Consider the following 24,200-nt stretch of genomic DNA (forward strand, 5'->3'; position numbering starts at 1 on the left):
GCGAGATCCTGGAGCTGAAGACGACCATCAACACGATGGTCGACCAGCTGTCGTCGTTCGCCGCCGAGGTCACCCGCGTCGCCCGCGAGGTCGGCAGCGAGGGGCGGCTCGGCGGTCAGGCCGAGGTGGAGGGCGTCGAGGGCACCTGGAAGCGGCTCACGGAGAACGTCAACGAACTGGCCGGGAACCTCACCCGGCAGGTCCGCGCGATCGCCGAGGTGGCCAGCGCCGTCGCCGAGGGCGACCTGACGCGGTCGATCAACGTGGAGGCCTCCGGCGAGGTCGCCGAGCTCAAGGACAACATCAACTCCATGGTGGAGTCCCTGCGCGAGACCACCCGGGCCAACCAGGAGCAGGACTGGCTCAAGACCAACCTGGCCCGGATCTCCAGCCTGATGCAGGGCCACCGGGACCTGCCCGTGGTAGCCGAGCTCATCATGGACGAGCTCACGCCGCTGGTCGCTGCCCAGTACGGCGCCTTCTACCTGGCGGAGGACACCCAGCGCGGGCACGAACTGCGGCTGGTGGGCTCGTACGGCTATCCGGACGACGACGAGCGGCCCACCCGGATCCCGGTCGGGCGCTCGCTGGTCGGGCAGGCCGCGCGCAACCGCCGCAGTGTCACCGTGGAAGAGCTGCCCGACGGTTACGTCACCATCTCCTCGGGTCTCGGGCACGCCGCGCCCACCGCTCTGGTGGTGCTGCCGATCGTGGTCGAGGAGCAGGTCCTCGGGGTGATCGAACTGGCCTCCGTCAGCCGCTTCCGGCAGATCCACCAGGACTTCCTGACGCAGTTGATGCCGACCATCGGCGTCAACCTCAACACCATCGTCGCCAACGTCCGCACCGACGAGCTGCTCGACGAGTCCCAGCGGCTGACCGCCGAACTCCAGGCCCGCTCCGAGGAGTTGCAGGTCCAGCAGGACGAGCTCCAGCGCTCCAACGCCGAGCTGGAGGAGAAGGCCTCCCTGCTGGTTTCCCAGAACCGCGACATCGAGGCCAAGAACCTCCAGATCGAGCAGGCCCGGCAGGAACTGGAGACCCGCGCGCAGCAGTTGTCGCTGGCCTCCAAGTACAAGTCGGAGTTCCTGGCCAACATGAGCCACGAGCTGCGCACCCCGCTCAACAGCCTGCTGATCCTGGCCCAGTTGCTGGCCCAGAACCCCTCGCGCAACCTCACGCCGAAGCAGGTCGAGTACGCGGGCATCATCCACTCGGCGGGCTCGGACCTGCTCCAGCTGATCAACGACATCCTCGACCTGTCCAAGGTCGAGGCGGGCAAGATGGACGTCTCGCCCGAGCGGGTCCCGCTGCGTCAGCTCCTGGAGTACGTCGAGGCGACGTTCAGGCCGATGACGTCGCAGAAGAGCCTGGAGTTCACGGTGGCCACCGCCCCCGGCACCCCGGCCGATCTGCTCACCGACGACTCCCGGCTGCGTCAGATCCTGCGCAACCTGCTGTCGAACGCGGTGAAGTTCACCGAGCAGGGCGGTGTGGAGCTGCGGATCGAGCCCGCCGCGGACCGGGAGGTGCCGCCGGGTGTGCACCGCGGCGGTCCGGTGGTGGCATTCCGGGTCAAGGACACCGGTATCGGCATCCCGCAGCAGCAACTGGAGACGATCTTCGGGGCGTTCCAGCAGGCCGACGGGACGACCAGCCGCAAGTACGGCGGCACCGGGCTCGGTCTGTCCATCACCCGGGAGATCGCCCAACTGCTGGGCGGCGCGGTCACCGTGGACAGCACTCCCGGCCAGGGCAGCACCTTCACGCTGTTCCTGCCTGTCGCACGTGCCGACTTCGAGGAACTGATGGAGGGCGGCGGGCGTCCCGCGGAACACCCGCAGCACACCTTGGCCGCAGGGGAGTCGGCCGAGCCCCGGCAACTCGCCGCTCCCGCACACTCCCCCGAGCACCGCAGGCGCCGTCTGCTGGTCATCGAGGAGCGCCCGCGGGGTCTGCTCACGCTGGTCGCCGAGCGGGCCGTCGCGGACCTCGCGTACGACTCCGGCGATCCGCACGGGGGGATCGACATCATCACGGCGGTGGGGGCGCAGGAGGCGGCGAGCATGCTGGCCTCCGACCCCTGCCACTGCGTCGTCCTCGAACTCGGCATGCGGCACGACGAGGGTGCCGACTTCCTGGAGGCCATGCGCGGCGACTCGGCGCTGGCCAGCGTGCCGGTCCTCATCCACACCGGGCACCGGGTGAACCTCGGCCAGGAGCAGGGTCTGCGGGCCCTGGCGGGTGACCGGCCGCTGGACTTCCTGTCCAGCCTGGACGACCTGCGCGAGCGCATCACCCTGCACCTGTCGGCCGAGCAGCCCGGCGACGTGCTGTCGCTGGTGCGTTCCGAGGACCCCCAGCGGCCTGTGGCACAGGTGGTGGACGACTCCTTCGTCGGCCGGACGGTCCTCGTGGTCGACGACGACGCGCGCAACCTCTTCGCGCTCAGCGGGGTGCTGGAACTGCACGGCTTCCACGTTCTGCACGCGGACAACGGCCGCAAGGGCATCGAGATGCTGCTCGCCCACCCGGACATCTCGCTCGTCCTGATGGACGTGATGATGCCGGAGATGGACGGCTACGCCGCCACCGCGGAGATCCGTTCGATGCCGCAGTACGCGGAGCTGCCGATCATCGCGGTCACCGCGAAGGCCATGCCCGGCGACCAGGAGAAGAGCCTCGCGTCGGGTGCCAACGACTACGTCACCAAGCCCGTCGACACCGGCGACCTGATCGCCCGGGTCCGACGGTGGCTGCCGGGGTGAGCGCAGGCAGAGCCCACCAGCCGACCGCGTGACGTCCCAGCCGAGGAACAGGCCCCCCGTGAGTGATCTCCGCCAGCCGTCCGAGCCCCAGACCGCCCCTGAGCAGGACCAGCTTGCCGTCGACAGCAGCGACGGTGACGGTGAGCCCTCCCCCGTCGGCAGGCTGGCGGCGACCGTGGAGCGGCTGCGCCGGGAGGTGCGGGCGGCGCAGGCCGAGGCGGACGGACGGGCCCTGATCGAACTGGCCAAGGGCATCCTGGTCGAGCGGCTGGGCTGCGGTCCGGCGCAGGCCTCGAAGCAGCTCGCCGAGCTCACGGCGCAGGCGGGGGTGACACCGCTGGAGTTCGCCGTCGAGGTGATCAACCAGACCTCGCGCGACCGGATGTCGGAGGTGACCAGCGCCTTCCTCGCGGCGACCGCCTCCGCCGATCCGCCCGAAGCGCAGTCCTCTGCGGTACGGCTGCGTACCGCGGAGAGCGGCGTGCTGGCCGCCGACGACACCCAGGCCGTCGCCGACTCGCTGCTGGAGCACGCGCTCACCCCCCTGGGCGCGGAGGCGGTGGCCATCTGGGCCCTGGGGGCCGACGGGTCCCTGGCGCTGGCGGGCAGCGCCGGGTTCTCCACGGCCGAGGCCGGGCGTTGGCGCCATGTGCCGCCGGGCGTGACGACGGTGGCCCGGCGTGGGCTCTCGGAGCGCACGGGGGAGTGGATCCGCAGTCTGGCCCAGACCGGCCTGCCGTCCATCGGCCAGCACCACCTCCCCGACGGCGGCCGGGTCGCCCTGCCGGCCGGGACCGGGGGGCGCATCCACGGCGTACTGGAGATCGCCTGGTCCACACCGCTGGAGCCCCCTCCCCCGGCGATCGTCCGCCAGATCGAGGCCCTGGCCGAGCTGTGCGGGCACACCCTGGAGACGTACGCGCTCGAGCACCCCGACGGCGCCCCCGACCCGCGCCTCCCACCGGACGTCTCCGAGCTGATGGACCTGGCCGACGGGCTCCACGATCCCGCCCTGGTGCTGGTGCCGCACCTGGACCCCGACGGGCAGCTCGTCGACTTCCGCATCCAGCACGTCAACAGCCGCTTCCTCGACCCGGCCGGCCGCGGGGCGCCGTGAACGGCGCGCTGCTGCTGGAGGCGTACCCGATGGCCGCGGGCCACAGCGAGCTGTTCGAACGGATCGAGCGCGTCTACGCCACCGGCGAGCCCTTCCGCGCCCACCGCATGCGGCTCACCGCCCTGGTGGACGATGTCGCGCTCGCGGCGGTCGCCGACATCAACGTCAGCCGGCACGGCGGCAGCGTTCTGCTGATCTGGCGCATCGAGGACGAGACGGCCCGCCTGGCGAGCCTGCTCCAGCACGCCCAGCGCCTGGGCCGCATCGGCGGTTTCGAGGAGAACCTGCTGACGGGTGAGATCACCTGGAACGGCCAGCTCTACCACCTCTACGGCAGGCCCGCCTCCGACGCCCCCGTGCCGCTGGAGGACCTGACGGCCTACGCCCACCCCGACGACGCGGTCGCCATCGGCCGGTTCCTGCGCACCCTGCTCCACCAGCGCCGTCCCGCGTCCACCGCGTTCCGTCTGCAGCGCCCCGACGGGGTCACCCGCCACATCCGGGTCGTGGCCGAGCCGGTCCTGGACTCCGCCGGGCAGCCGTATGTCCTGCGCGGCGCCTACCAGGACATCTCCTCCCACCACTGGACCGAGGTCGCCCTCGCCGCCACCCGGGACCAGCTCGCCCACACCGAGCAGCAGGCCAGCGAACGCGACCGGCTGACGCTGCAGTTGCAGCACGCCATCATGCCCCCGACGCAGGCGCCGCTGGCGGTTCCGGGACTGGACGTGGCGGTGCGCTACCGGCCCGCGGAGACCCAGCACCTGGTCGGCGGCGACTGGTACGACGCGGTCGTGCTGCCGTCCCGGCTGGTGCTGCTGTGCGTCGGCGACGTCGCGGGACACGGCATAGAGGCGGCCACCAGCATGGTCGTCCTGCGCAACGCGTTGCGCGGCCTCGCCGTGACCGGTGCCGGGCCTGGCCAGCTGCTGTCCTGGCTCAACATGGTCGCCCACCATCTGACCGGCGCCGTCACCGCCACGGCGGTCTGCGGCCTGTACGACCCGGAGAACCACACCCTGCGCTGGGCGCGGGCCGGGCATCTGCCGCCGGTCCTGGTGCGCGGCTCGGACGCGGCGCCGCTGCCGCTGGTGACGGGGCTGCTGCTGGGTGCCGTACCGGAGGCGACGTATGAGGAGCACGAGGTCCAGCTGGCGGTCGACGACACTCTGCTGATGTACACGGACGGTCTGATCGAGCGCCGGGACCGGTCCGTGGAGGAGTCCCTGACACAGTTCCTGACGGTCGCTCGGGCCGTACCGCCCACGCTGGACCAGCAGTTGGACCGTCTGCTGACGCACAGCAAGTCGGACACGGACGACGACACCTGCATCGTGGGGATCCGGGTGGCCTGAGGCAGGAGCCGGGGCTTGTGTCCGGGCAGACGGGGAACGCGGTGCCCCAGACGATCGGGGAGCCGCAGCCATGCCACGTGTCAAGCAGTACGCCGTCGCCGCGTCCGGTCAGTGGACGGACGAGGAGGAGGGCCGCCGCCGGCTGCCGGCCGGAGAGGTCCACGCATGGGAGCCGGGCATGAACCAGACGGTCTGCCGGCTTTCGCTGAGCCGCTCCGAGCTGATCCGCTTCGCGCACGTCACCTGGTCCGACACCTTCCCGGAGTCCGGGGGCGCGGCCGACCGGGTGCGGCGCCTGTGTCCGCGCTGTGCCTCCGTGGCGGGACGTCGCGGCGGCGACGCACGGCCGCAGTGGCACCGCACCAACCCCAGGCCGTGAAGGGAGCCGGCGTGTCCGACAAGAGGAGTCTGCCGGAGCGGTTGGCGCGTGCCGCCGACGACGTGTTCGGCTGGAGCGAGCTGCGGCCGGGGCAGCTCACCGCGATGGAAGCGGTCATGCGGGGCCGGGACACCCTGGCCGTGATGCCCACCGGCGCCGGGAAGTCGGCGGTGTACCAGGTGCCCGGGCTGCTGCTTCCCGGGCCCACGGTGGTGGTCTCCCCGCTCATCGCCCTCCAGCGGGACCAGATCGCCGGTCTGCTCAGCCACGCCGACGCCCCGGAGGCCGTCGCGGTCAACTCCGCCCTGGCGGCCGGAGAGGCGGAGGCGGCCTGGGACGCGGTGCGGCACGGCGACGCCGAGTTCCTGTTCCTCTCCCCCGAGCAGCTCGCCAAGGACGAGGTGGTCGAACGCCTGGCCCGGGCCGCGCCCTCGCTGTTCGTCGTCGACGAGGCGCAGTGCGTCGCCGCCTGGGGCCACGACTTCCGTCCCGACTACCTCCGCCTGGCCCAGGCCGCCCAGCGGATGGGCAGGCCCCCGGTCCTCGCCCTGACCGCCACGGCCGCCCCGCCGGTGCGCGAGGAGATCGTCGAGCGGCTCGGCATGGAAGATCCGGAGCTGGTCGTCGCCGGTTTCGACCGGCCGAACATCGCGTTGGAGGTGCGCCGCTTCCTGGACGACACGGAAAAGCGCCGGGTGGTCCTGGAGCGTGCCGCGGCGGAGCCCAAGCCGGGCCTCGTCTACACCGCCACCCGCAAGGACGCCGAGGCCTACGCCGCCGACCTGGCCGAGCTGGGACTGTCGGCCGACGCCTACCACGCCGGGCTGACAGCCGGTGAGCGCTCCCGGGTCCACGATGCCTTCCTGGCCGGCGAGACCGACGTCGTGGTCGCCACCTCCGCCTTCGGCATGGGCATCGACAAGGAGGACGTGCGGTTCGTGCTGCACGCCTCCGTACCCGGTTCCCTCGACGCCTACTACCAGGAGATCGGCCGTGCGGGCCGTGACGGCGGGCCCGCGCTCGCCGTCCTGCACTACCGGTCGCAGGACAGCGGGCTGCAACGCCTCTTCGCCACGCGCGCGCCGGACGAGGACACCCTCGGCGCGGTCGCGGAGCGCCTCCACGAGCGCGACGCTCCCGCCGATCCCGACGACATCGCGAAGGAGACGGACCTCTCGCGCCGACGGGTGACGGCGGCCGTCAATCTCCTGGAACAGGCGGAGGCCGTGCGCACCGAGGACGACGGGCGGGTGCGCGCCGTCCCCGGGATCACGGCCGGGGAGGCGTCCGCACGTGCGGCGGAGGAGGCCCGGTCGCGCAGAAGGCTGGAGGAGTCGAGGCTGGCCATGATGCTGGGGTACGCCGAGACCACGGGCTGCCGGCGCCGCTTCCTGCTCGGCTACTTCGGGGAGCCCTACGACGCCCCGTGCGGGGCGTGCGACATGTGTGCGCCCGTTGTGCCCGCCCCGTCCGGGGACAGCGTCGTCGACGGGGTGGGCGACACGAGCCACGACTGCGACTCGCAGGCGCCCGACGTTTCCTATCCGGCGGGCACTCGGGTGCGGCACACGGAGTGGGGAGAGGGCACGGTGATGAGTGAGGAGGGCGACCGCATCACCGTGCTGTTCGAGTCCATGGGCTACCGCACGCTGTCCCTGGCGGCGATCGCCGGCAAGGGCCTCCTCACGGCAGACCCGCTCAGTGCCGGGCCACCACCCGCAACGTCTTGACCGAGGGATCGGCGGCGTCCGGGATCAGGACGCCGTGCTCGACGCCGCTGCGCAGGTAGTCGAGGACCTCGTCGGTGATGACCTCACCGGGAGCGATCGCCGGCACGCCCGGCGGGTAGGGGCTGATCATCTCCGCGGAGATCCGGCCGGCGGCACGCTCGGCGGGGACGTGGTCGACCTCGGCGAAGAAGGCCCCGCGCGGCAGCATCGCCTGCTCCAGCTCAAGCGCCGAGGGCTCGGGCAGACGTACCGGAGGCCTGCGTTCGATGGACTCGGCGCCCTCGGTGAGGGCGTGCAGGGCGTCCAGCAGCGCCTTCTCCGTCTCGTCGTCGTCGGCGTACGTGATCGACGCGCTGATCCGGCAGGTGTCGGAACCGCCCACATCCACGTGCCGCTCGGCCCGCAGCCATTCGGCGGCCTGCATGCCGCTGATCCCGAGCTTGCGTACGTCGATCACGATCTTCAGGGGGTCGAACTCGGCGGCGAGCCCTTCCTCCACGATCTCCTGCCCCATAGGCCGCAGTCCCGGCAGGTCCCCGGCCGCCAGCCGGATCCGTTCCGCGCGGCGCAGCGCGGCGTCCAGCAGGTCGTGGCCCTGCTCGACCATCTGACGGCGCCAGCCGTCAAGGGTCAGGTACACCAGCGACGAGGCACTGGTGGTGCCCAGCAGGTCCTCCCGCTGCTTGAGCGCTTCCGGCGAGACCCGGTCGTACTGGAGGTGGAAGACGGAGCTCTGCTCGATCGCCCCGCCCATCTTGTGGACGCTGGTGACCACCAGGTCCGCCTCGGCGTCCATGCCCCAGGCCGGCAGGTCGGGGTGGAAGGGCAGGTGGGCGCCCCAGGCCTCGTCGACGATGAGGGGCACGTCGAACTCGTGGCACACCCGCGCCACACCCCGGATGTCGGCGCAGGTCCCCCAGTCGGTGGGGGTGATCAGCAGCATGCCCTTGGCGTCCGGGTGCTCCTCGAGCCGACGGCGTACGTCGTCGGGCTCCGGCGGATGGGCGATGTGCCGGTCACGGTCGAACTTGGGGTGGACCCAGATCGGTTCGACGCCGTTGACGACGACCGCCGAGATCACGGACTTGTGCGCGTTGCGCGAGATCAGCAGCTTCTCCCCGGGCCCCGCCACGGCCAGCATCGCCGTCTTGACGGACAGGGAGCTGCCGCAGGTGGAGAAGAACGCCTGCTCGGCACCGACCGCGTCGGCCATCAGTTCCTGCGCCTGGCTGAGTACGCCCTGGGACTGGCGGCGGTCGTCCAGCCCGTTGAGGGACAGGACGTCCGAGCGGAACACGTCGAGTCCGACGATCTCGGCCACTCGCGGGTCCACGCCGCGGCCCTGCTTGTGGCCGGGCGGGCCGAAGACCATGTCTCCGCGACGCCGGAACTCCTGCAGCGCCTCCAGTACGGGCACCCGCGAGTGATCCATGGTTCCTCCCAAGTCCGTCCCGCCCCGTCCATGTCGAAGTGATAGGGCCTGTCGGTCTGAACACCGTGTTGACCGCTGGCGCCGTCCGAAACGCCCCGAACTGGCGTCCGGGGGTCAGGAGGGGTGCAGGTGCCGCTCCATCCAGTCCGCGGCGGCCCGGCGGAACAGGCGCCGGTTGTCCGCACGCAGGAAGTCGTGCCCCTCGTCCCGCAGGACAAGGAGTTCGGCGGGGACTCCGTGCTCACGCGCGGCCCGCACGAACTGTTCCGACTCCCCCGGCGGCACGTTGGTGTCGTGCTCGCCGTGCACGGCGAGCAGCGGAACCCGCAGCGCGTCGACACGGCTCATCGGTGACAGGGCGTGCAGCAGTTCGCGGTCGCGTTCGGGGTGGCCGTACTTGTGCGCCGCGGATTCCGCGATCCAGGGCTCGGTGCCGGCGAAGAAGGTCAGGAGGTCGGACATACCGCAGACCGCGACGCCGGTGCGGAACAGGTCCGGGTGCCAGACGAGGGAGGCGAAGGTCAGGTAGCCGCCGTACGAGCGCCCCATCACCGCAAGCCGGGTCGGGTCCGCGGGGCCCGCCGTGACGGCGTGCGCCGCGCAGTCCGCGACGTCGTCGAGTGCGGCGAAGCGGCCGGCGCCCAGGTCGGCGTCGACGAAGGACCGGCCGTGTCCGCCGGAACCGCGCACGTCGGGCGCGAAGACGTCCAGCCCGCGCCCGAGCAGCTCGTGGTACAGCGGGTCGAACACCGGGCGTTCCTGGTCCTCGGGGCCGCCGTGCAGGTGGATCACACAGGGCGCGGGCTCGTTCGGGGCGCGTCCCGGGGCGCGGTAGTACCAGCCGCTGAGGGGCAGGCCGTCCCGGGCGGTGAGGCGGGAGAGGACGGGGCGTACGGGTGGGCGGCCCGGCGGGACGGCGTCCTCGTCCCGGGAGGACCACGGGGTGCGCAGCAGGGACACGCCTTCGTGGGCCCACCACACGCCGGGGCGGCGTTGCGAGCCGGACAGGGCCAGCAGCAGGCGTCCGGCGCCGGCCGGCGCGATCCGCGTAACGACCTCGTGGGGCAGCGGCACCGGCCGCGCCGGTCCGGCGGTGTCCGCGGCGCCGTAGCCGGGGGCGGTCTCGACGACGTCGAGTTCGCAGGCGCCCCGCACGTTCCACGCGAGCACCGCCGTCCGGCCGTCGTGCGCCATCGCCAGCAGTTCGAGGTCGCAGTCCTCGCGCTCGGCGACGACGGTTCTGCCGAGCGGGGTGCCGTCGGCGTCCAGAGCGACGGCGAACAGGGCCGCGTACTCCCGGTCGGCGTCGCTGCGCAGCCACAGCGTCCGCCCGTCGGGCGAGAACCGGCCGATCCACTGGTCACCGTCGGCGACCGGCAGCGTGAAGGTCGTCGCCCCGTCGAAGAGACGCCGCACGAACGCCTCTCGCCGCCCGCGCGGCCCCCGGCGCAGCAGCGCGAGCCTGCCGTCGTGGCTGAGGTCGCACACCCGGAGGGTGGGGGCGTCCGGTTCCGTGGCGAGCAGCACGGGAGAGGCCAGCGCGTCCGGATCGATCAGGTAGGCGGACAGGCCCGCGCCCGGCCGGGTCGCCGGTGTCCCGCCCGGCCCCACGGCGTACGCGGTGGTGCCCAGGAGCGTCGCCCGGCCGTCCCGCGCGGTCCAGTGGGCCGGGGCGGCCTCCGGCGGCTGCCACAGTCCGTCCGCCCGGGCCCGGGCGGCGGCCGGTGCGGCGAGGGTGACGGCGACGGCCGAGCCGTCGTGGGCCCAACAGCCGAGGTAGGCGGAGCTGTCCGGGTCGTCACCGGCCAGCAGGCGACGACCGGTGCCGTCGGGGCGCACGCACAGCACGCGCGAGTGCTCTCCGCCGCCCGGTGCGGTGGTGTACGCGATCCAGCGGCCGTCGGGTGACCAGGACACCTCCTTCACGGGATCTGGCGAGGAGTCGAGCAGCCGGATGCCCTCCCCATCCACGGGCCCGGCCCACAGCTGGGGGACGCCGCCCCGGTCGCAGATGAAGGCCACCTGGGTGCCGTCGGGATCGGCGGAGGGATACCAGCAGCCGTGCGCGTGCAGCCGGGTCACAGCGTCCCGGGGCCCTTCCGCCTCGGGCAACGGCATGGGGGCGGGCGCCACGGCACGGTCGGGCTCCTGCACCGGTGGGGGCGCCGCGGTGTGGGCGGGCCCCTGCATAGGTGCGAGGTCTGCGAGGCGAGCAGGTCCCTGCACCGGTGCGGGGTCTGCGGGGTGGGCCAGCCCCTGCACCGACGCGGGGCCTGTGGGGCCGACAGAGCCGGGCGCCGCAGCGCCGGCAGGCTCCTGCGGCGATGCCGGCGCCACACCACGGGTAGACCCAGGCGCCGATCCGGGAGCCGCGGCACCGGGAGGCCCCTGTACCGACGCGGGCGCCGCACCACCGGCAGACCCCGGCACCGATCCCGGCACTGCGGCACTCGCAGGCCCCTGCGGCGAGGCAGGTCCCTGCGCCGATGCGGGCGTCGCGGCACGGGGGCCCCACGCCGGGGCGGGCGGCGCCGGGTGGGGTGGCCGGGTGGTGTGCTCGCCGGTCACGAGATGTCGTGCGTCTGCAGCCATATCTCCAGCAGCGCCACCTGCCACAGGGCGTTGGCGCCCCGTTTGGTCCGGTGCTCGTCGGGCGCCGCCAGGAGCTCCGTCACGTACGACTCCTGGAAGATCCCCCGCTTCTTCGCCTCGGGTGCCGCGAGCGCCTCCCTCACCCGGTCCAGGACGGGACCCGCCATGTGCCGGATGGCCGGGACCGGGAAGTACCCCTTGGGCCGGTCGACGATCTCCCGCGGCAGGAGTTTGCGGCCGGCTTCCTTCAGTACGCCCTTGCCGCCGTCGGCGAGTTTGAGTTCCGGAGGGCAGGCCGCGGCCAGTTCCACCAGCTCGTGGTCGAGGAAGGGCACGCGGGCCTCCAGTCCCCAGGCCATGGTCATGTTGTCGACCCGCTTCACCGGGTCGTCGACGAGCATGACGTGCGTGTCCAGTCGCAGCGCCGCGTCCAGGGCGGTCTGCGCGCCGGGGCGTGCCATGTGCTCCCTCACGAAGCAGCCCGACACGTCCTCCCGGGGCAGCATGTGCGGCTGGAGGATCCCCGCGAGATCGGCGTGCGGGCGGTCGAAGTACGTCTCGGCGTACCGCTGCGGCTCCTCCTCACGGGCGACCGCGGCCAGCTCCGGATACCAGTGGTACCCGGCGAACACCTCGTCGGCGCCCTGCCCGCTCTGCACGACCTTCACCTCCTTGGAGACCTGCTCGGACAGCAGGTGGAAGGCGACCACGTCGTGGCTGATCATCGGCTCGCTCATCGCTGCGACGGCGTCGTCCAGAGCGGTCGAGACCCGGTCCGAGGGCACCATCATCCGCCGGTGGTCCGTGCCGAACTCGCGGGCGACCAGGTCCGAGTAGCGGAACTCGTCGCCCTCCTCCCCGTCCTCCGCCTCGAAGCCCACGCTGAACGTCTTCAGGTCGCGCTGGCCCTCGTCGGCGAGCAGCGCCACGATCAGGCTGGAGTCCAGGCCGCCGGAGAGCAGCACGCCCACCGGCACGTCGGAGACCATCCGGCGGCGTACGGCCGTGCGCAGCGCCTCCAGCACCGCGTCACGCCACTCGTCGGGCCCCATGCCCGCGTACTCGTCCCGCCGGGTGTAGGACGGCTGCCAGTAGCGGTGGTCGCGGTGGCTGCCGTCCGGCTCGACGACCCGGACGGTGGCCGGCGGCAGTTTGCGCACGCCGTTGAGGACGGTGCGCGGCGGGGCGACCGTGGCATGCCAGCTCAGGTACTGGTGGACGGCCACCGGATCGATGGTGGTGTCCACGTCCCCGGCGGCCAGGAGAGCGGGCAGGGAGGAGGCGAACCGCAGCCGGTCCGGCGTCGGCGCCAGGTACAGCGGCTTGATGCCCAGCCGGTCGCGGCCCAGCACGACACGGCCGGTGCGGTGCTCGACGAGCGCGAAGGCGAACATGCCGTGGAAATGCTCCACACAGGCGGTTCCCCACTCCCGGTAGGCGTGGAGCACGACTTCCGTGTCGGACGTCGACTTGAAGCGGTGTCCGAGGCTGCCGAGCTCCTCGCGCAGCTCCTGGTAGTTGTAGACGCAGCCGTTGAAGACGCCGGTGATCTCGCCGTCGGCGTCGGTCATCGGCTGGGCGCCGGCGTCGGACAGGTCGATGATCTTCAGTCGTCGGTGCCCCAGCGCCACCGCGCCCCGTGTCCAGACGCCCTGGCCGTCCGGTCCGCGGGCGGCGAGCCGGTCGGTCATACGCTCGACGGCCGCGAGGTCGGGTCGCTCACCGTCGAAGCGGATCTCGCCGCTCAGACCGCACATGACGCGCCGCCCCCTTCCCAGGAGCCGTCGGCCACGAGCCGGGACGGGAACCCCGGGTCGCGCCTGCCGGTCGCGACCCGGGCGGAATTGCTGGACATGACGAAATCTCTCCTCGGGGTTGTCGGATGCTCGGGGTTGTCGGATGGGGGACGGGCCGACGGGACAGCCGGGCGCGCGCCGCGCGGGAGCCGGGTCAGGTGCCCAGGACCTCCGGTGCGCCGGAGCCTGCCCCGCCCGCGACGGAACGCGCGACGCTCCTGCGGCTGACGTGGGCCGGCCTGCGGTGTCGCCGCTCGCCGCGGGTCTCCGCGATCAGCAGGTCGGTGCAGGACAGCAGGTCCTCCTCCCGCGCAGTGCGGCGCATGCGCTCGGCGGCACTGCCGTCGGCCAGGGCCGCCTCGGCCAGATCCCTGACGGTCTGCCAGTCGCCGTTGGCCTCCAGCGCGGGACGCAACCGGGCCAGCAGTGCGCGTACGACGTCGGCGGCGGGCGCCTCCCGGTGGGTCCTCGGATCCACCAGGACACCCTCCAGGCCGGAGCGGGCGGCCCGCCAGGACGCGCCGCGCAGCCATTCGTGACGGCCGTCGCACGCCGCCGCACCGGCCGCGCGCAGCTCGACGGCCTCGGCCACCAGAGCGCGGAACAGGCCGGCGACGAGCACGACGGTCTCCACCCGCGGGCAGGCGTCGCAGATTCGGAGTTCCAGCGTCCGCAGGTGGGCGGAGGGACGGACGTCGTAGTAGATCATCCCGGGGTCGCTGATGACCCCGGCCCGGACGAGGTCGCCCACCGCGGCGTCGTAGTCGGCCGCGCTGCGGAAGCAGCCGACCGGGCCCGCGGTCGGCCAGCGCTGCCACAGCAGCGTGCGCCAGCTGGCGTAGCCGGTGTCGGATCCCTGCCAGAACGGTGAGCTGGCGGACAGCGCCAGCAGCACGGGCAGCCAGGGAGAGACCGCGCACATCACCCCGACGGCCGTGTCGCGGTCGGGTATGTCCACATGGACCTGGGCGCCGCAGATGAGCTGCTCGTCGGCGACCTGGCGGTACTCCTCGACCATGTGGCGGTAGCGCGCGCCGGCGGTGGGGTGCCCGGAGGCCGCGGGGGCGAGGGGAGCCGTGCCCGCGGCCACGACCGCCAGCCCCAGCGAGGAGGCGGCTTCGTCGAGCCGCCGTCTGGTTCTGGCGAGGTCGGTGTACAGGTCGGTCAGGGAGGCGTGCACGCCACTGTTCGACTCCACGGTGGACTGGTGCAGCTCCGTGGTGAAGGTGTCCCGGGAGAGCCGACGCAGGACCGCGTCGGCGCGCGGCACGAGCAGTCCGCTCTCCTTTTCCAGGATGTGGAACTCCTCCTCTACTCCGATGCGCATGGCCACAGTCGCTCCTTGAGGTGGTGCCGATGGTCCCGCCTGTCGCAGGGTGACCCCCAAGTGCCCAGAAGATCGACGGATAAGCACGGCTATGCGCGTTTGGCGAAGGTGGCCCACAGATGAGCGGGTTTCCCGGTCAGTCGTCGGTGGTCCTGCCGACCAGCGCGCCGTACGCCAGCTGCAGGGCGTCCGCCCCGGCCAGCGCGGCCAGCGCGCCCATCGCGGTACGTGTCGCGCGGGGCCACAGGAGCTGTCCGGCGGTCAGGGTCGACGCCACCCAGACGCTCATGCAGAACGGGCAGGTCATCAGCTCGCCGACGGTGTCCTTGCCGGTCTCGGGCTGCGCCTCCTCGTGCAGCTCGGCGGGGCCCTGCGGACCGACGTACCGCGTGAAGGGAGCACGCAGCGGGCTGGTCACCGACGCCTTGCTGATCAGCCGGCTGAGCCGGAAGGTGGCCACGGAGGTCAGGAGCACGTCCCAGGGTTCCGGCCGGTCGGGCAGGGGGCGCCCGCGCAGCCGTACCACCGTGGCCCAGCCCGCCGTGTACGTGCCGAACGCCGCCATGGCGGCGAGATAGCCACGCAGGGGCCGGTCGTGCGTGCCCGCGTAGTCACGGCCGGTACGGCGCAGGAACGCCTGTGCCCGTCGTCCGATACGGCTGTCAGTTGCTGTGCTCATGGCTCGCCTCACTCAGGTAGCGGCCCGGTTCCCCGCCGTCCGCGTTTTTCTCTTGATGGTTCTCTCCGTGGTGGCGCAGTCGCACCTCGACCTGTCCGTCGGTGACGCGTGTGTCGAAGACCGGCTGAGGGGCGATGGCCGGGCCCTGGACGTTCAGCCCGTCCGAGAGCCGGAAGACGCTGCCGTGCCAGGGACACCGCACGCATCCGTCGGACACCGTCCCTTCGGACAGCGGCCCCGACAGATGGCTGCACCGGTCGGCCAGCGCGTGGATCTCCCCGCCGGTCTCCCGCACCACCACGACCGGCACGTCGTCCACGCTGCGCCGCACGGGCCGGCCGGCCGGGAACTCGTCCACGGCGCCGATCCGGTGCCAGCGGTCGCTGACGACATGGGGTACGGCCTCGGCGTGGTTGGCGCCGGCGGCCTGCCGGTAGGCCAGGTGGCCGCCCAGCATGCCGCCGGCTCCCACTGCCGCGAGTCCCAGGAAGCCGAGGGTCCGGCCCGCGCGCCCACGCCCAGCGACGCGGCAGGCGAGGGAGGCCGTGTACAGGCCGACGGCCGTCGTGTTGGACACGGCGTGCACCAGCCCGACGCGCATCTGCGGGCGGCGCAGTTCCGCCCAGTCCACGGCCCCCGTCAGTGCGGCGGGGACGGCCGCGGCCAGGCCGACGCCCACCAGCAGGCCCGCCTCCCGGGGGCGGCCCTTGCGCAGGTCCAGGATCGCGGCGGACAGCCAGCTGCCGATCGGCACCTGCACCAGCAGCGGATGGACGGGATGCCCCAGCCACGTGCCGTGCAGCACGTCCCGGCCGCGCCCCAGGGGCAGGGACCGTATCCCCGCCCCGAGTGCGTCGATCAGCGGGTCCTGCCGCGGTTCCCGCTCCAGACGGTCGAGCAGCCGCAGGACCCGGTTCTGTCGTGTCCGTGGATGATGTCGTCGCACGCTCATGGGCAGCCGGGTCTCCCCCTGCACGTGCGGCAAACGACCGACGAGCAGCTCAGCCGCCCGGTCGGATGACCGCGCGGACGCAGCCGTCCGTCTTCTGCTTGAACAGGTCGTACGCCTGCGGCGCGTCGTCCAGGGACACCGTGTGGGTCGCCAGGTGCGCGGTGCTCAGGTCCCCGGCGGCCAGCCGGTCCAGCAGCATCGGGATGTAGCGCTGGCCGTGCTGCTGGGCGCCCCGTACGGTCAGCCCCTTGTTGATGACCGCGCCGAGCGGGAACTTGTCGACGGCCCCGGCGAAGACCCCCAGCACGAACACCGTGCCGCCCTTGCGGCAGGCGTGGATGGCCTGCCGTACGGCGGTGGGGCGGTCCGTCTGGAGCCGCAGCTGCTGCTTCACCTGGTCGTACAGATGGACCGGGCTGTCGCTGTGCGCCTCCATGCCGACCGCCTCGATGCACACGTCGGGACCACGTCCTCCGGTGCGCTCGCGCAGTTCCGCGCCGACGTCGGTGGCCGTGTAGTCGATGACCTCGCTGCCGATGAACCGCTCGGTCATCTCCAGGCGTTCCGGGATCCGGTCGATGGAGATCACCCGTTCCGCGCCCAGCAGTATCGCGGCACGCGCCGCCATCTGGCCGACGGCGCCGCACCCCCATACGGCCACGACGTCACCGGGCTTGACCCCGCCGAGGTCGGCGCCCATCCAGCCGGTCGGCACCGAGTCGGACACGAACAGCGCGCTGGTGTCGTCCACGCCCTCCGGGACCTTGAAGGCTCCGTAGTCCGCGAAGGGCACGCGGACGTACTCGGCGTGGCTGCCGCGCAGTCCGCCCATGGCGTGCGAGTAGCCGAAGATGCCGCCGGTGTCGGCACCGAAGAGGGCCTGGCCGATCCCGGGGTTGGTGTTGGTGTTGTCGCACAGCGACCACAGGTCATGGGTGCAGTACCAGCAGCGGCCGCAGCCGACGAAGGAGGAGACGACGACCCGGTCCCCCACGGCGTGCCGGCGCACCCCGTCCCCCACCTCGACGACCTCGCCGAGGAACTCGTGTCCGATGACGTCACCGGACCGCATGAAGGGGATGTAGCCGCCGATCAGATGCAGGTCGGAACCGCAGGTGGTGCCCGCGATCAGCCGCACGATCATGTCCTGGTCGTTGCGCAGGACCGGGTCCGGCACCTGCTCGACGGCGAGCTTGTTCACGCCTTCCCAGCACAGTGCCTTCACAGCACACCCTCCCCGTCGGCGCGTCGGCTGAACAGTCCGATGACCTTGCCGCCCGGGGTGTCATGGGTGGTCGGCTCGTCCGGGACCAGCACCTCGCCCGCCTCCAGCAGGGACTTGGCCTCCCGCAGAGCGCGGCGCAGGTCCTGGCGCGGGTCCTGGCCCGCGAGGCGCGCGGGCACGGACCGCGCGAGGTCCGACGGTGGTTGCTTGAGCCGCACGGCCAGTTCGGTGCCGCGGTCCGCGGGCGCCGGGCTGATCCGCGTCTCGATGCGTTCGCCGTACTCCTGGAGCGGGGGCGGCAGCTTGTCCGCCCGCAGGTCCTCCGGTGCGCAGTTGACCGTCACCGCCTGCCACCGGTTCGCGCTGCTCGGCGCCGAACCGGGTGTCCGTGCCCTCCGCACGGCAACGGCGGCTGCGGCGACTCCCGCAGCGGCCACCCAGAGGGACTTCCTGGGGATCATGGGCTCACCTTTCCGTCATGCGGCTCTGCATGCACCTGCCCGGGCACCCTGGTGGGTGCCCGGGCAGGTGAGTACCCGGAATCGGGGTGATCAGGACTTGGACATCGCGTGGCGCCCGGCCCGTCCGGAAAACGCGACGTGGTGAGAGGGCCGGGGCGCACCGGTGGGCCCGAGGTGCCGCAGCCACCGCGAGGCCATGGCCAGCAGGCCCGTGAAGACGGCCAGGAGCAGCAGGGAGGTCCACATGGGCCGGCTGCCGGGAGAGTCCCACATCGTCCAGGCCGACGACGCCGTCCACAGGACGACGCCGGCCGCGTAGAAGGCCCGTATACGGCGCAGTTGCCTTGCGGCCCTGATCGCTGTGGGGTCGTCAGTGTGTGTCATGCCGACCCGTGTACCCCGATCGTCGTCCACCAGGCAGCGGGTGCGGCACAAGTGCAGAACAAGACAGGTGTCCTGCGTAGTATCACTACGACATAGGCGTGCGGCAGAAGCCGTCACCGCGCATCCGGAAGCAGGCGGCACAGCACGCCAAGGCCCAGGAAGAGGTGCCAGCCCATGTCCGAATCCGCTCCCGCCACCACCGAGTTGACCTCGCAGTACAGCACCCAGGTGGCCGACGACCTGGAACGCAACCTCAAGGAACAAGAGCGCCTCAGCGGGGAAATCGCGGCGCTGCAGGGCCAGTTGGCCGCTCTGCAGCACGACCACACCGTCCTGCTGAACATCCAGCAGGTCCTGGGCACCCCGACGCCAGCCGGTTCGTCCGCCGCTCCGGCACGCGACGCGGTGCCCGCTCCCCGTAAGAGGGCCACCGCACCGGCCGGCAAGCAGAGCGCGAAGAAGGCGGCCTCCAAGGCTTCGACCGCCCGGTCAGGGTCCACGGCACGCTCAGGGTCCACACTCGTCGACCTCGTCCGAGAGCATCTGGCCGCGCAGAAGGAGCCCCGATCGGCGGCCGAGGTCTCGACCGCGCTCGGCAAGCAGCACCCCGAGCGCACGGTCAAGGCCACCGTCGTGCGCACCACGCTCGAGGGACTCGTGGCGAGGAACCAGGCCCAGCGCACCAAGCAGGGGACCTCGGTCTTCTACACCTCGCCCGACGCGAGCGAACCCGCCGCGGGGCCCGAGGACGGCTCCGGGCCGTCGGACTGACGAACGCGCCCGTGCGGCTCGTTCAGCCGGTCCGCCGCGAGGGACGCAGACCGCCGCCGTACCGACCGGCGGCCGCGAGGACCACGGCCGCCGCCCCGGTGCCCAGGACGGCACCGGCGACGACGTCACCCGGGTAGTGCACGCCGGTGTGGATCCGTGAGTAGCCCACCGCGCAGGCCAGCAGGCCCAGCGGCACCGTGGCGACGGGAAGCGCGGGTCCGACCGCCGCCGCGAACGCGACGGCGGACGCCGTGTGCCCGGAGGGGAAGGACGCGGACTCGGGCATCGGCACATGCCGCCCGGGAAACGGCGAGTTCTCCGCCCGGTGCGGACGGGGTCGGCGCACCAGGCGCTTGCCGAGCATGTTCGCGCTCGCCGAGGCGACACCGATGGCCGCGACTCCGAGGGCGGCGGCGCGCCGCGGCCGGCCGGGGAACAGCGCCAGCAGTCCGGCGATCGTGAAGGAGATCTTGGAGTGGTCCGCCGCGGCCGACAACTGCCGCAAGGCGTGGTCCAGGGCCGGCGTCCGGGTGACCGTGACGGCCTCGTACAGCGCCTGGTCGAGGGCGGCGAGATCCCGCAACAGCTCCCGGGAGGTGGGCTGTTCGGGCTGCGGTCGGTCAAGCATCGCTCTGCTCCTGGTTCTTGACGGCCGGGATGGGAGTCCGGTCGAGGGCGAGGCGCACGACCCGGCGCCAGTCGACCGACGGGGCAGTGTACGGCGCGCCGGGGCGGTCTCTCGGTACCCGCACCCGCAGGGCCTTGGGTCGTACGGTGCACACGACCGGCGGGGGCAGCAGCAGCGCTTCGCCGTCCACGGCCACCGGGATGGTCTCCGCGTCGGCCTCGACGACCACCCGGCGCGAGGTCGAGGAAGTGATCCCGCTGGCGCGTTCGCCGCGCAGCGCGAGTTCGGCGGCCTGTGCCGCGCCCTCGATCCGCACACTGATCACACCGAGTCGGCCTTCGTCCAGGTGGGATCGTCGTCCGACGCCCATCGGGCCGGCCTGTGCGTAGGGGTTGTTGCTCACCAGCAGCGCGTGCGGGGCTTCGAGGCGCTGGTCGTCCGCCGTGGCGGTCAGCTCGGCTCCGGCCTCTCCGACCAGCAGGTCCGGCAGCAGGTCGAGCGTGGTGGACGCCTTGGCCTCGCGGTACTCGGGGTTCTGCACGATCTCCGCGTAGGTCCCGAAGGAGACTGTGTTCACGAAGGGCCGGCCGGCCACGTCACCCAGGTCGACCCGGATCTCCACGCCGTGCGTGAGGGCTTGGAGTCCACTGGCAGGATCATCGCGGTCCAGGCCCAGGTCCATCGCGAAGTGATTGCGGGTCCCGGCGGCGAGGACCACGAACGGCACGTCGTGTTCCGCGGCCACCCCCGCCACCAGGGCCTGCGTACCGTCCCCGCCCGCCACGCCGAGCAGGTCCGCGCCCTCCGCGAGGGCCTGGCGGGCCAGCGCCGCCGGATCGGGGCTGTCGTCCACGTCGAGCAGGATCACCCGGGCGCCCAATGCCTCGGCCCGCTCCACCAGTTCGTGCTCGCCGACCTTGCCGCCGCCCGACCGCGGATTCATGATCAGGATCGGCCTGCGAGGCGGCCGGACCGGACGGGAGTGCGTGGCACGGGGTGCCCGCAGTCGGCGCAGGGCACTTCGGGCGCAGGCCAGTGCCGCCACCCACAGGCCCAGCGCCGACGCCGCGAACGGCCACAGGCCGGACACCGCGTACAGGACCAGAACGGCCACGGGCGCGGCCACCGCCAACAGGGCGCCGCACACCCGCGCCACGCCCCGGTGGGCCAGCGCCCACCAGATGCCGGCGGCGGCCAGGACGAGGCCCACGAAGCCCAGCAGCAGGAGCAGCCACTGGCCCGCGGCCACCACCGCCGCGACCACTCCGGCCAGGCAGAGCAGAGCCAGCCGGGCCAGCGTCCGCGCCGCGGTGCCGGAGCCGTCCGGCTCCACCTCGTTCATCGTTCGGGCCGCCTCTCGGATGTCGGTGGCCCAACGATCTCATGTGCCCCCGCCGCCGGTGCCGTCCTGGTCCAGGGTGGATCAGCGGGTCACTACGTGCCGCTCGTCCGGCACGCAGTGGGTCATGGTCAGGCCCTCGACGTCACGCGGCGGGTTCTTGCCGAGGTTCGACAGCCGCTTGCGGTCCTCGTCGGTGAGGTCCTGACTGGCCAGCGGCTCGAGACCGGCGACATCCTCGGGGCTGATGCCGAGGCCGTCACCGACCCTCAGTCCGAGGTCGTTCTCCACCAGCAGGAAGTGCCACACCATGCGTTCCTGCACGGGCCGGTCGCACTGGGCGAGCAGGTCGGTGAAGTTCTTCACCAGGTCGTCCCGCTCCCACTCCTCCAGGAGGAGGTACCGCTGGCCCGCCTGCAGGTAGTCGTTGGTGCGGGGGATGCGCTTGCGGGTGAGCCGGCCGTGGATCTCCGGGCCCTGTTCGTCGTGCGTCGGGTACTGCGCCTCGCGCAGGCCGCCGGTGATGGACGGCTCGTAGTTGACGTGCGGATTCTCGCCCCCGCCGTCCACGTGGTAGGTCATCTGCCCGTCGCGCTGGTTGGTGCGCACCTCGGCGTTCTTGGCCTGGTTGACGGGGAGCTGGAGGTAGTTGGGGCCCACCCGGTAGCGCTGGGTGTCGCTGTAGGAGAAGGTCCGGCCCACCAGCATCTTGTCGTCGGAGAAGTCGAGGCCGTCGACGAGGACGCCGGTGCCGAAGGAGATCTGCTCGTTCTCGGCGAAGAAGTCCTCCGGCATCCGGTCCAGCACCATCCGGCCCACCGGCTTCGGCGGAAAGTCCTGCTCGGGCCAGGTCTTGGTGTCGTCCAGCGGGTCGAAGTCCAGCTCGGGGTGGTCGTGGTCGTCCATCACCTGGACGAGGAGCTCCCACTCGGGGTAATCCCCGCGGGCGACCGCCTCGTACAGGTCCTTGGTGGCGTGGCCGAGCGAGTCCGCCTGCACGTTGGCGGCGTCCTCCTCGGTCATCGAGCGGACGCCCTGCTTGGGCATCCAGTGGTACTTGACCAGCTTGGTCTCGCCGTCGGCGTTGACCCACTTGTAGGTGTTGACGCCGAAGCCCTGCATGTGGCGGTAGTCCGCGGGGATGCCGCGCGGGCTGAACAGGTTGACCAGCATGTGCATCGACTCCGGTGTCTGCGACATGAAGTCGAAGATGCGGCGCGGCTGCTGTTCGAAGGTGACCGGGTCGGGTTTGAGGGCGTGGATGACGTCAGGGAACTTGATCGCGTCCCGGATGAAGAAGACGCCCAGGTTGTTGCCCACCAGGTCCCAGTTGCCGTCCTCGGTGTAGAACTTCACGGCGAAGCCGCGGGGGTCACGGGCGGCCTCGGAGGAGTCGCGCCCGCCGATGACGGTGGAGAAGCGGACGGCCAGGTCGGTGCGCTTGCCACGCTCCTGGAACAGCTTGGCCCGGGTGTACCGGCTGATCGGCTCGTCGCCCCAGGCCCCGTAGGACTCGAAGTAGCCGTAGGCGGTGACGCCGCGGGCGTGTACGACGCGCTCGGGGATGCGTTCCCGGTCGAAGTGGCTGATCTTCTCCAGGAACTGGTAGTTCTCCAGCGTGGCGGGCCCTCGGGCGCCGATGGTGCGCTGGTTCTGGTTGTCGTGGACCGGGTGGCCCTGGCGGTTGGTGAGCACCTTGCGGTCGTCGCCCGGAGCGGGACCGGTACCGGACACATCCGTCATGATCGGGGGCTCCTCAGGTTCTCGGGGTCTCGGCAGGCGGCGGCCCCTGGGACAGCGGGCAGCCTCCGGCCGGTTCGGCGGATCACCCGAGTACCCGGTCGGCTCGTGTCACTCACGTCAGGCGCCCGCCACCAGCGAGTCGTCCTTGGGGCGGATCCCGGACAACTGCCGGCGGGCCGCTGCCAGGGCGGATTCGATGTCACGGGTGCCTGTGGCGATGCACAGGGTGTAGGACACGTCCTCGAGGCGCTGCCGCGCTCCGACGCTGCCTTCCTCGGCGTGCAGGACATGCAGCGCCTCGTAGCGCTCGAGCAGGTCGGTGAGAAGGGCGGGGTGGGCCATGAGCATGATTCGCTCCTCCGTCTGCGCAGTGGGAGTGCGGGCGGTGCCATCCGCCGCGTCACTCGGACTGTTCGCGGGAGAGGCCTCGGCGGCACGCACCAAGGAGAGCCGCAATGGGCCGCTTCCGCGGTGGGCCTGTTGTCCCAAGCACCTGAACCGCCGTCTGCCCGGGCGACTGAAGCTCAAACCACCGATGACATCCTCAGCGCTCCCCTCGCCGGTGGGGCCGTGCAGGGGTCACTCCCGGCGGGCGTCGACGTCACCGTTGACCGTGGTCAGAGCCATGGTGTGGTCCCGGTCGGCCTCGCGTACCGGGACGGCCACGGTGGCGCGGCCGTTGTCGGTGGACGCGGTGACCCGGTAGGGCGGGCTGTCGTGGGGCACGGTGACGTCGACCGAACCGTTGACGGTCGCGGCGCTGACACCGTACGGGACCGCCGCGCATCCGAGGACCACGTCGCCGTTCGTGGTCGCCGCGTGCACCCGCCGCGCCGCCACGCCCGTCGCGCGCACCGAGCCGTTGCGGGTGGACAGCCGTACGTCGGCGCCGTCGCGTCCGGAACGGGTCACCGTCACATCGCCGTTGACGGTCGTGATGTCCAGGGCGGCGGCGACGCCCGCCACGTCGACGCCGGCGTTGCGGGCGGTGGCCGTGACACTGATGCCGTCGGGGATCTCCACGTACGGCATCCGGGGACAGTCCCCGTCGCCCGCGCCCCGGTCGGCGCACGACAGGTCGAGCGTCCACACCTTCCCGTGATGGGACCAGTGCTTCTCGACCCGGTCGTCGACGGTGACGCCGCGGCCGTCGGCCGGGCGCAGCCGCAGGCCGTTGTCGGTGGCGACGACCACCTGTTCGCCGGAGTCCGCGACGCGGAGCGTTCCCGCCGCCGGCGGGCCTCCGGAGGCCCGGTCGCGATCGTCGCTGCACGCCCCTGCCAGGGGCAGCAGTGCCAGTACCACCATCAGGCGCGTCAGGCGCCGTGTCGGCATCGCCTTCATGTCACGTCGGATGCCCCGGTTCGTCGTGGCCATGGCAGAGGCGGACGGCGGGGACGGGCGGTGCGGGCCTACGGCGCCGGGACCGAGTCCGTGTCCGTCGCGTCCTCGGTCGCCGCGAGCGCCTTGTTGCGGCGTACGGAGGACCAGAAGGACCAGCCGATCAGGATCACCCCGACGA

Annotated in this window: 18 protein-coding genes and 1 pseudogene; 5 read left to right on the top strand and 14 right to left on the bottom strand. The window is 72.3% G+C overall.

Features of this window, described 5'->3' with window-relative positions; translation table 11 throughout:
* The 4 genes and pseudogenes from ACFVYN_RS38520 to ACFVYN_RS38535 form a co-directional block, all read left to right on the top strand.
* The coding region (locus ACFVYN_RS38520; protein WP_390006978.1) for a response regulator at positions 1–2,768 on the top strand (2,768 nt) is incomplete at its 5' end.
* A gap of 58 nt (positions 2,769–2,826) precedes the next feature.
* Positions 2,827–5,240: pseudogene (locus tag ACFVYN_RS38525) on the top strand (SpoIIE family protein phosphatase).
* 70 nt (positions 5,241–5,310) lie between these two features.
* A complete protein-coding gene (locus ACFVYN_RS38530) occupies positions 5,311–5,619 on the top strand; it encodes a hypothetical protein (protein WP_390006980.1) in 309 nt (102 codons plus the stop codon).
* 11 nt (positions 5,620–5,630) lie between these two features.
* A complete protein-coding gene (locus tag ACFVYN_RS38535) occupies positions 5,631–7,349 on the top strand; it encodes a RecQ family ATP-dependent DNA helicase (protein ID WP_390006982.1) in 1,719 nt (572 codons plus the stop codon).
* On the opposite strand, the gene ACFVYN_RS38540 is transcribed toward ACFVYN_RS38535, so the two are convergent.
* The 9 genes from ACFVYN_RS38540 to ACFVYN_RS38580 form a co-directional block, all read right to left on the bottom strand.
* Positions 7,318–8,781 carry an aminotransferase class I/II-fold pyridoxal phosphate-dependent enzyme gene (locus ACFVYN_RS38540; protein WP_390006984.1) on the bottom strand — a complete coding sequence of 488 codons (1,464 nt, stop codon included), beginning with the start codon at positions 8,779–8,781 and terminating at the stop codon, positions 7,318–7,320. The two genes, ACFVYN_RS38535 and ACFVYN_RS38540, sit on opposite strands and share 32 nt — an antisense overlap.
* 114 nt (positions 8,782–8,895) lie before the next feature.
* The gene (locus ACFVYN_RS38545; RefSeq protein ID WP_390006986.1) at positions 8,896–10,971 is read right to left on the bottom strand and encodes a S9 family peptidase; all 2,076 of its coding nucleotides are present in this window, start codon (positions 10,969–10,971) and stop codon (positions 8,896–8,898) included.
* Positions 10,972–11,345: 374 nt separating this feature from the next.
* Positions 11,346–13,130: an N-acetylglutaminylglutamine amidotransferase gene (locus ACFVYN_RS38550; RefSeq protein ID WP_390006987.1), complete on the bottom strand. Its 1,785-nt coding sequence runs from the start codon at positions 13,128–13,130 to the stop codon at positions 11,346–11,348.
* Positions 13,131–13,323: 193 nt separating this feature from the next.
* The gene (locus tag ACFVYN_RS38555) at positions 13,324–14,496 is read right to left on the bottom strand and encodes a glutamate--cysteine ligase (protein WP_390006989.1); all 1,173 of its coding nucleotides are present in this window, start codon (positions 14,494–14,496) and stop codon (positions 13,324–13,326) included.
* Between the two features lie 136 nt (positions 14,497–14,632).
* Positions 14,633–15,175 carry a DUF1360 domain-containing protein gene (locus ACFVYN_RS38560; protein WP_390006990.1) on the bottom strand — a complete coding sequence of 181 codons (543 nt, stop codon included), beginning with the start codon at positions 15,173–15,175 and terminating at the stop codon, positions 14,633–14,635.
* Complete coding sequence (locus ACFVYN_RS38565; protein ID WP_390006991.1) at positions 15,159–16,127, bottom strand: Rieske 2Fe-2S domain-containing protein; 969 nt, start codon at positions 16,125–16,127, stop codon at positions 15,159–15,161. Before ACFVYN_RS38565 ends, ACFVYN_RS38560 begins: the two co-directional genes overlap by 17 nt.
* Before the next feature lie 49 nt (positions 16,128–16,176).
* The gene (locus tag ACFVYN_RS38570; protein ID WP_390006992.1) at positions 16,177–17,352 is read right to left on the bottom strand and encodes a zinc-dependent alcohol dehydrogenase; all 1,176 of its coding nucleotides are present in this window, start codon (positions 17,350–17,352) and stop codon (positions 16,177–16,179) included.
* Complete coding sequence (locus tag ACFVYN_RS38575) at positions 17,349–17,813, bottom strand: hypothetical protein (RefSeq protein WP_390006993.1); 465 nt, start codon at positions 17,811–17,813, stop codon at positions 17,349–17,351. Before ACFVYN_RS38575 ends, ACFVYN_RS38570 begins: the two co-directional genes overlap by 4 nt.
* A gap of 90 nt (positions 17,814–17,903) precedes the next feature.
* On the bottom strand, positions 17,904–18,197 hold the full coding sequence (locus ACFVYN_RS38580; RefSeq protein ID WP_390006995.1) for a hypothetical protein: 294 nt from the start codon (positions 18,195–18,197) through the stop codon (positions 17,904–17,906).
* Between the two features lie 174 nt (positions 18,198–18,371).
* Between ACFVYN_RS38580 and ACFVYN_RS38585 the strand changes: the two genes are divergently transcribed.
* Entirely contained in the window at positions 18,372–18,968 is a 597-nt protein-coding gene (locus tag ACFVYN_RS38585; RefSeq protein WP_390006996.1) for a hypothetical protein, read from the top strand.
* Between the two features lie 22 nt (positions 18,969–18,990).
* Here ACFVYN_RS38585 and ACFVYN_RS38590 read toward each other — a convergent pair whose 3' ends face one another.
* The 5 genes from ACFVYN_RS38590 to ACFVYN_RS38610 form a co-directional block, all read right to left on the bottom strand.
* On the bottom strand, positions 18,991–19,596 hold the full coding sequence (locus ACFVYN_RS38590) for a phosphatase PAP2 family protein (protein ID WP_390006997.1): 606 nt from the start codon (positions 19,594–19,596) through the stop codon (positions 18,991–18,993).
* The gene (locus ACFVYN_RS38595) at positions 19,589–20,938 is read right to left on the bottom strand and encodes a diacylglycerol/lipid kinase family protein (protein WP_390006999.1); all 1,350 of its coding nucleotides are present in this window, start codon (positions 20,936–20,938) and stop codon (positions 19,589–19,591) included. Before ACFVYN_RS38595 ends, ACFVYN_RS38590 begins: the two co-directional genes overlap by 8 nt.
* Positions 20,939–21,019: 81 nt before the next feature.
* Positions 21,020–22,678: a catalase gene (locus tag ACFVYN_RS38600; protein WP_390007000.1), complete on the bottom strand. Its 1,659-nt coding sequence runs from the start codon at positions 22,676–22,678 to the stop codon at positions 21,020–21,022.
* Between the two features lie 117 nt (positions 22,679–22,795).
* On the bottom strand, positions 22,796–23,026 hold the full coding sequence (locus ACFVYN_RS38605) for a DUF5133 domain-containing protein (RefSeq protein ID WP_390007002.1): 231 nt from the start codon (positions 23,024–23,026) through the stop codon (positions 22,796–22,798).
* A gap of 231 nt (positions 23,027–23,257) precedes the next feature.
* Positions 23,258–24,022 carry a DUF4097 family beta strand repeat-containing protein gene (locus tag ACFVYN_RS38610; RefSeq protein WP_390007003.1) on the bottom strand — a complete coding sequence of 255 codons (765 nt, stop codon included), beginning with the start codon at positions 24,020–24,022 and terminating at the stop codon, positions 23,258–23,260.
* Positions 24,023–24,200: the final 178 nt, after the last annotated feature.

This window comes from Streptomyces sp. NPDC058307 (assembly GCF_042880295.1).
GTDB lineage: Bacteria > Actinomycetota > Actinomycetes > Streptomycetales > Streptomycetaceae > Streptomyces.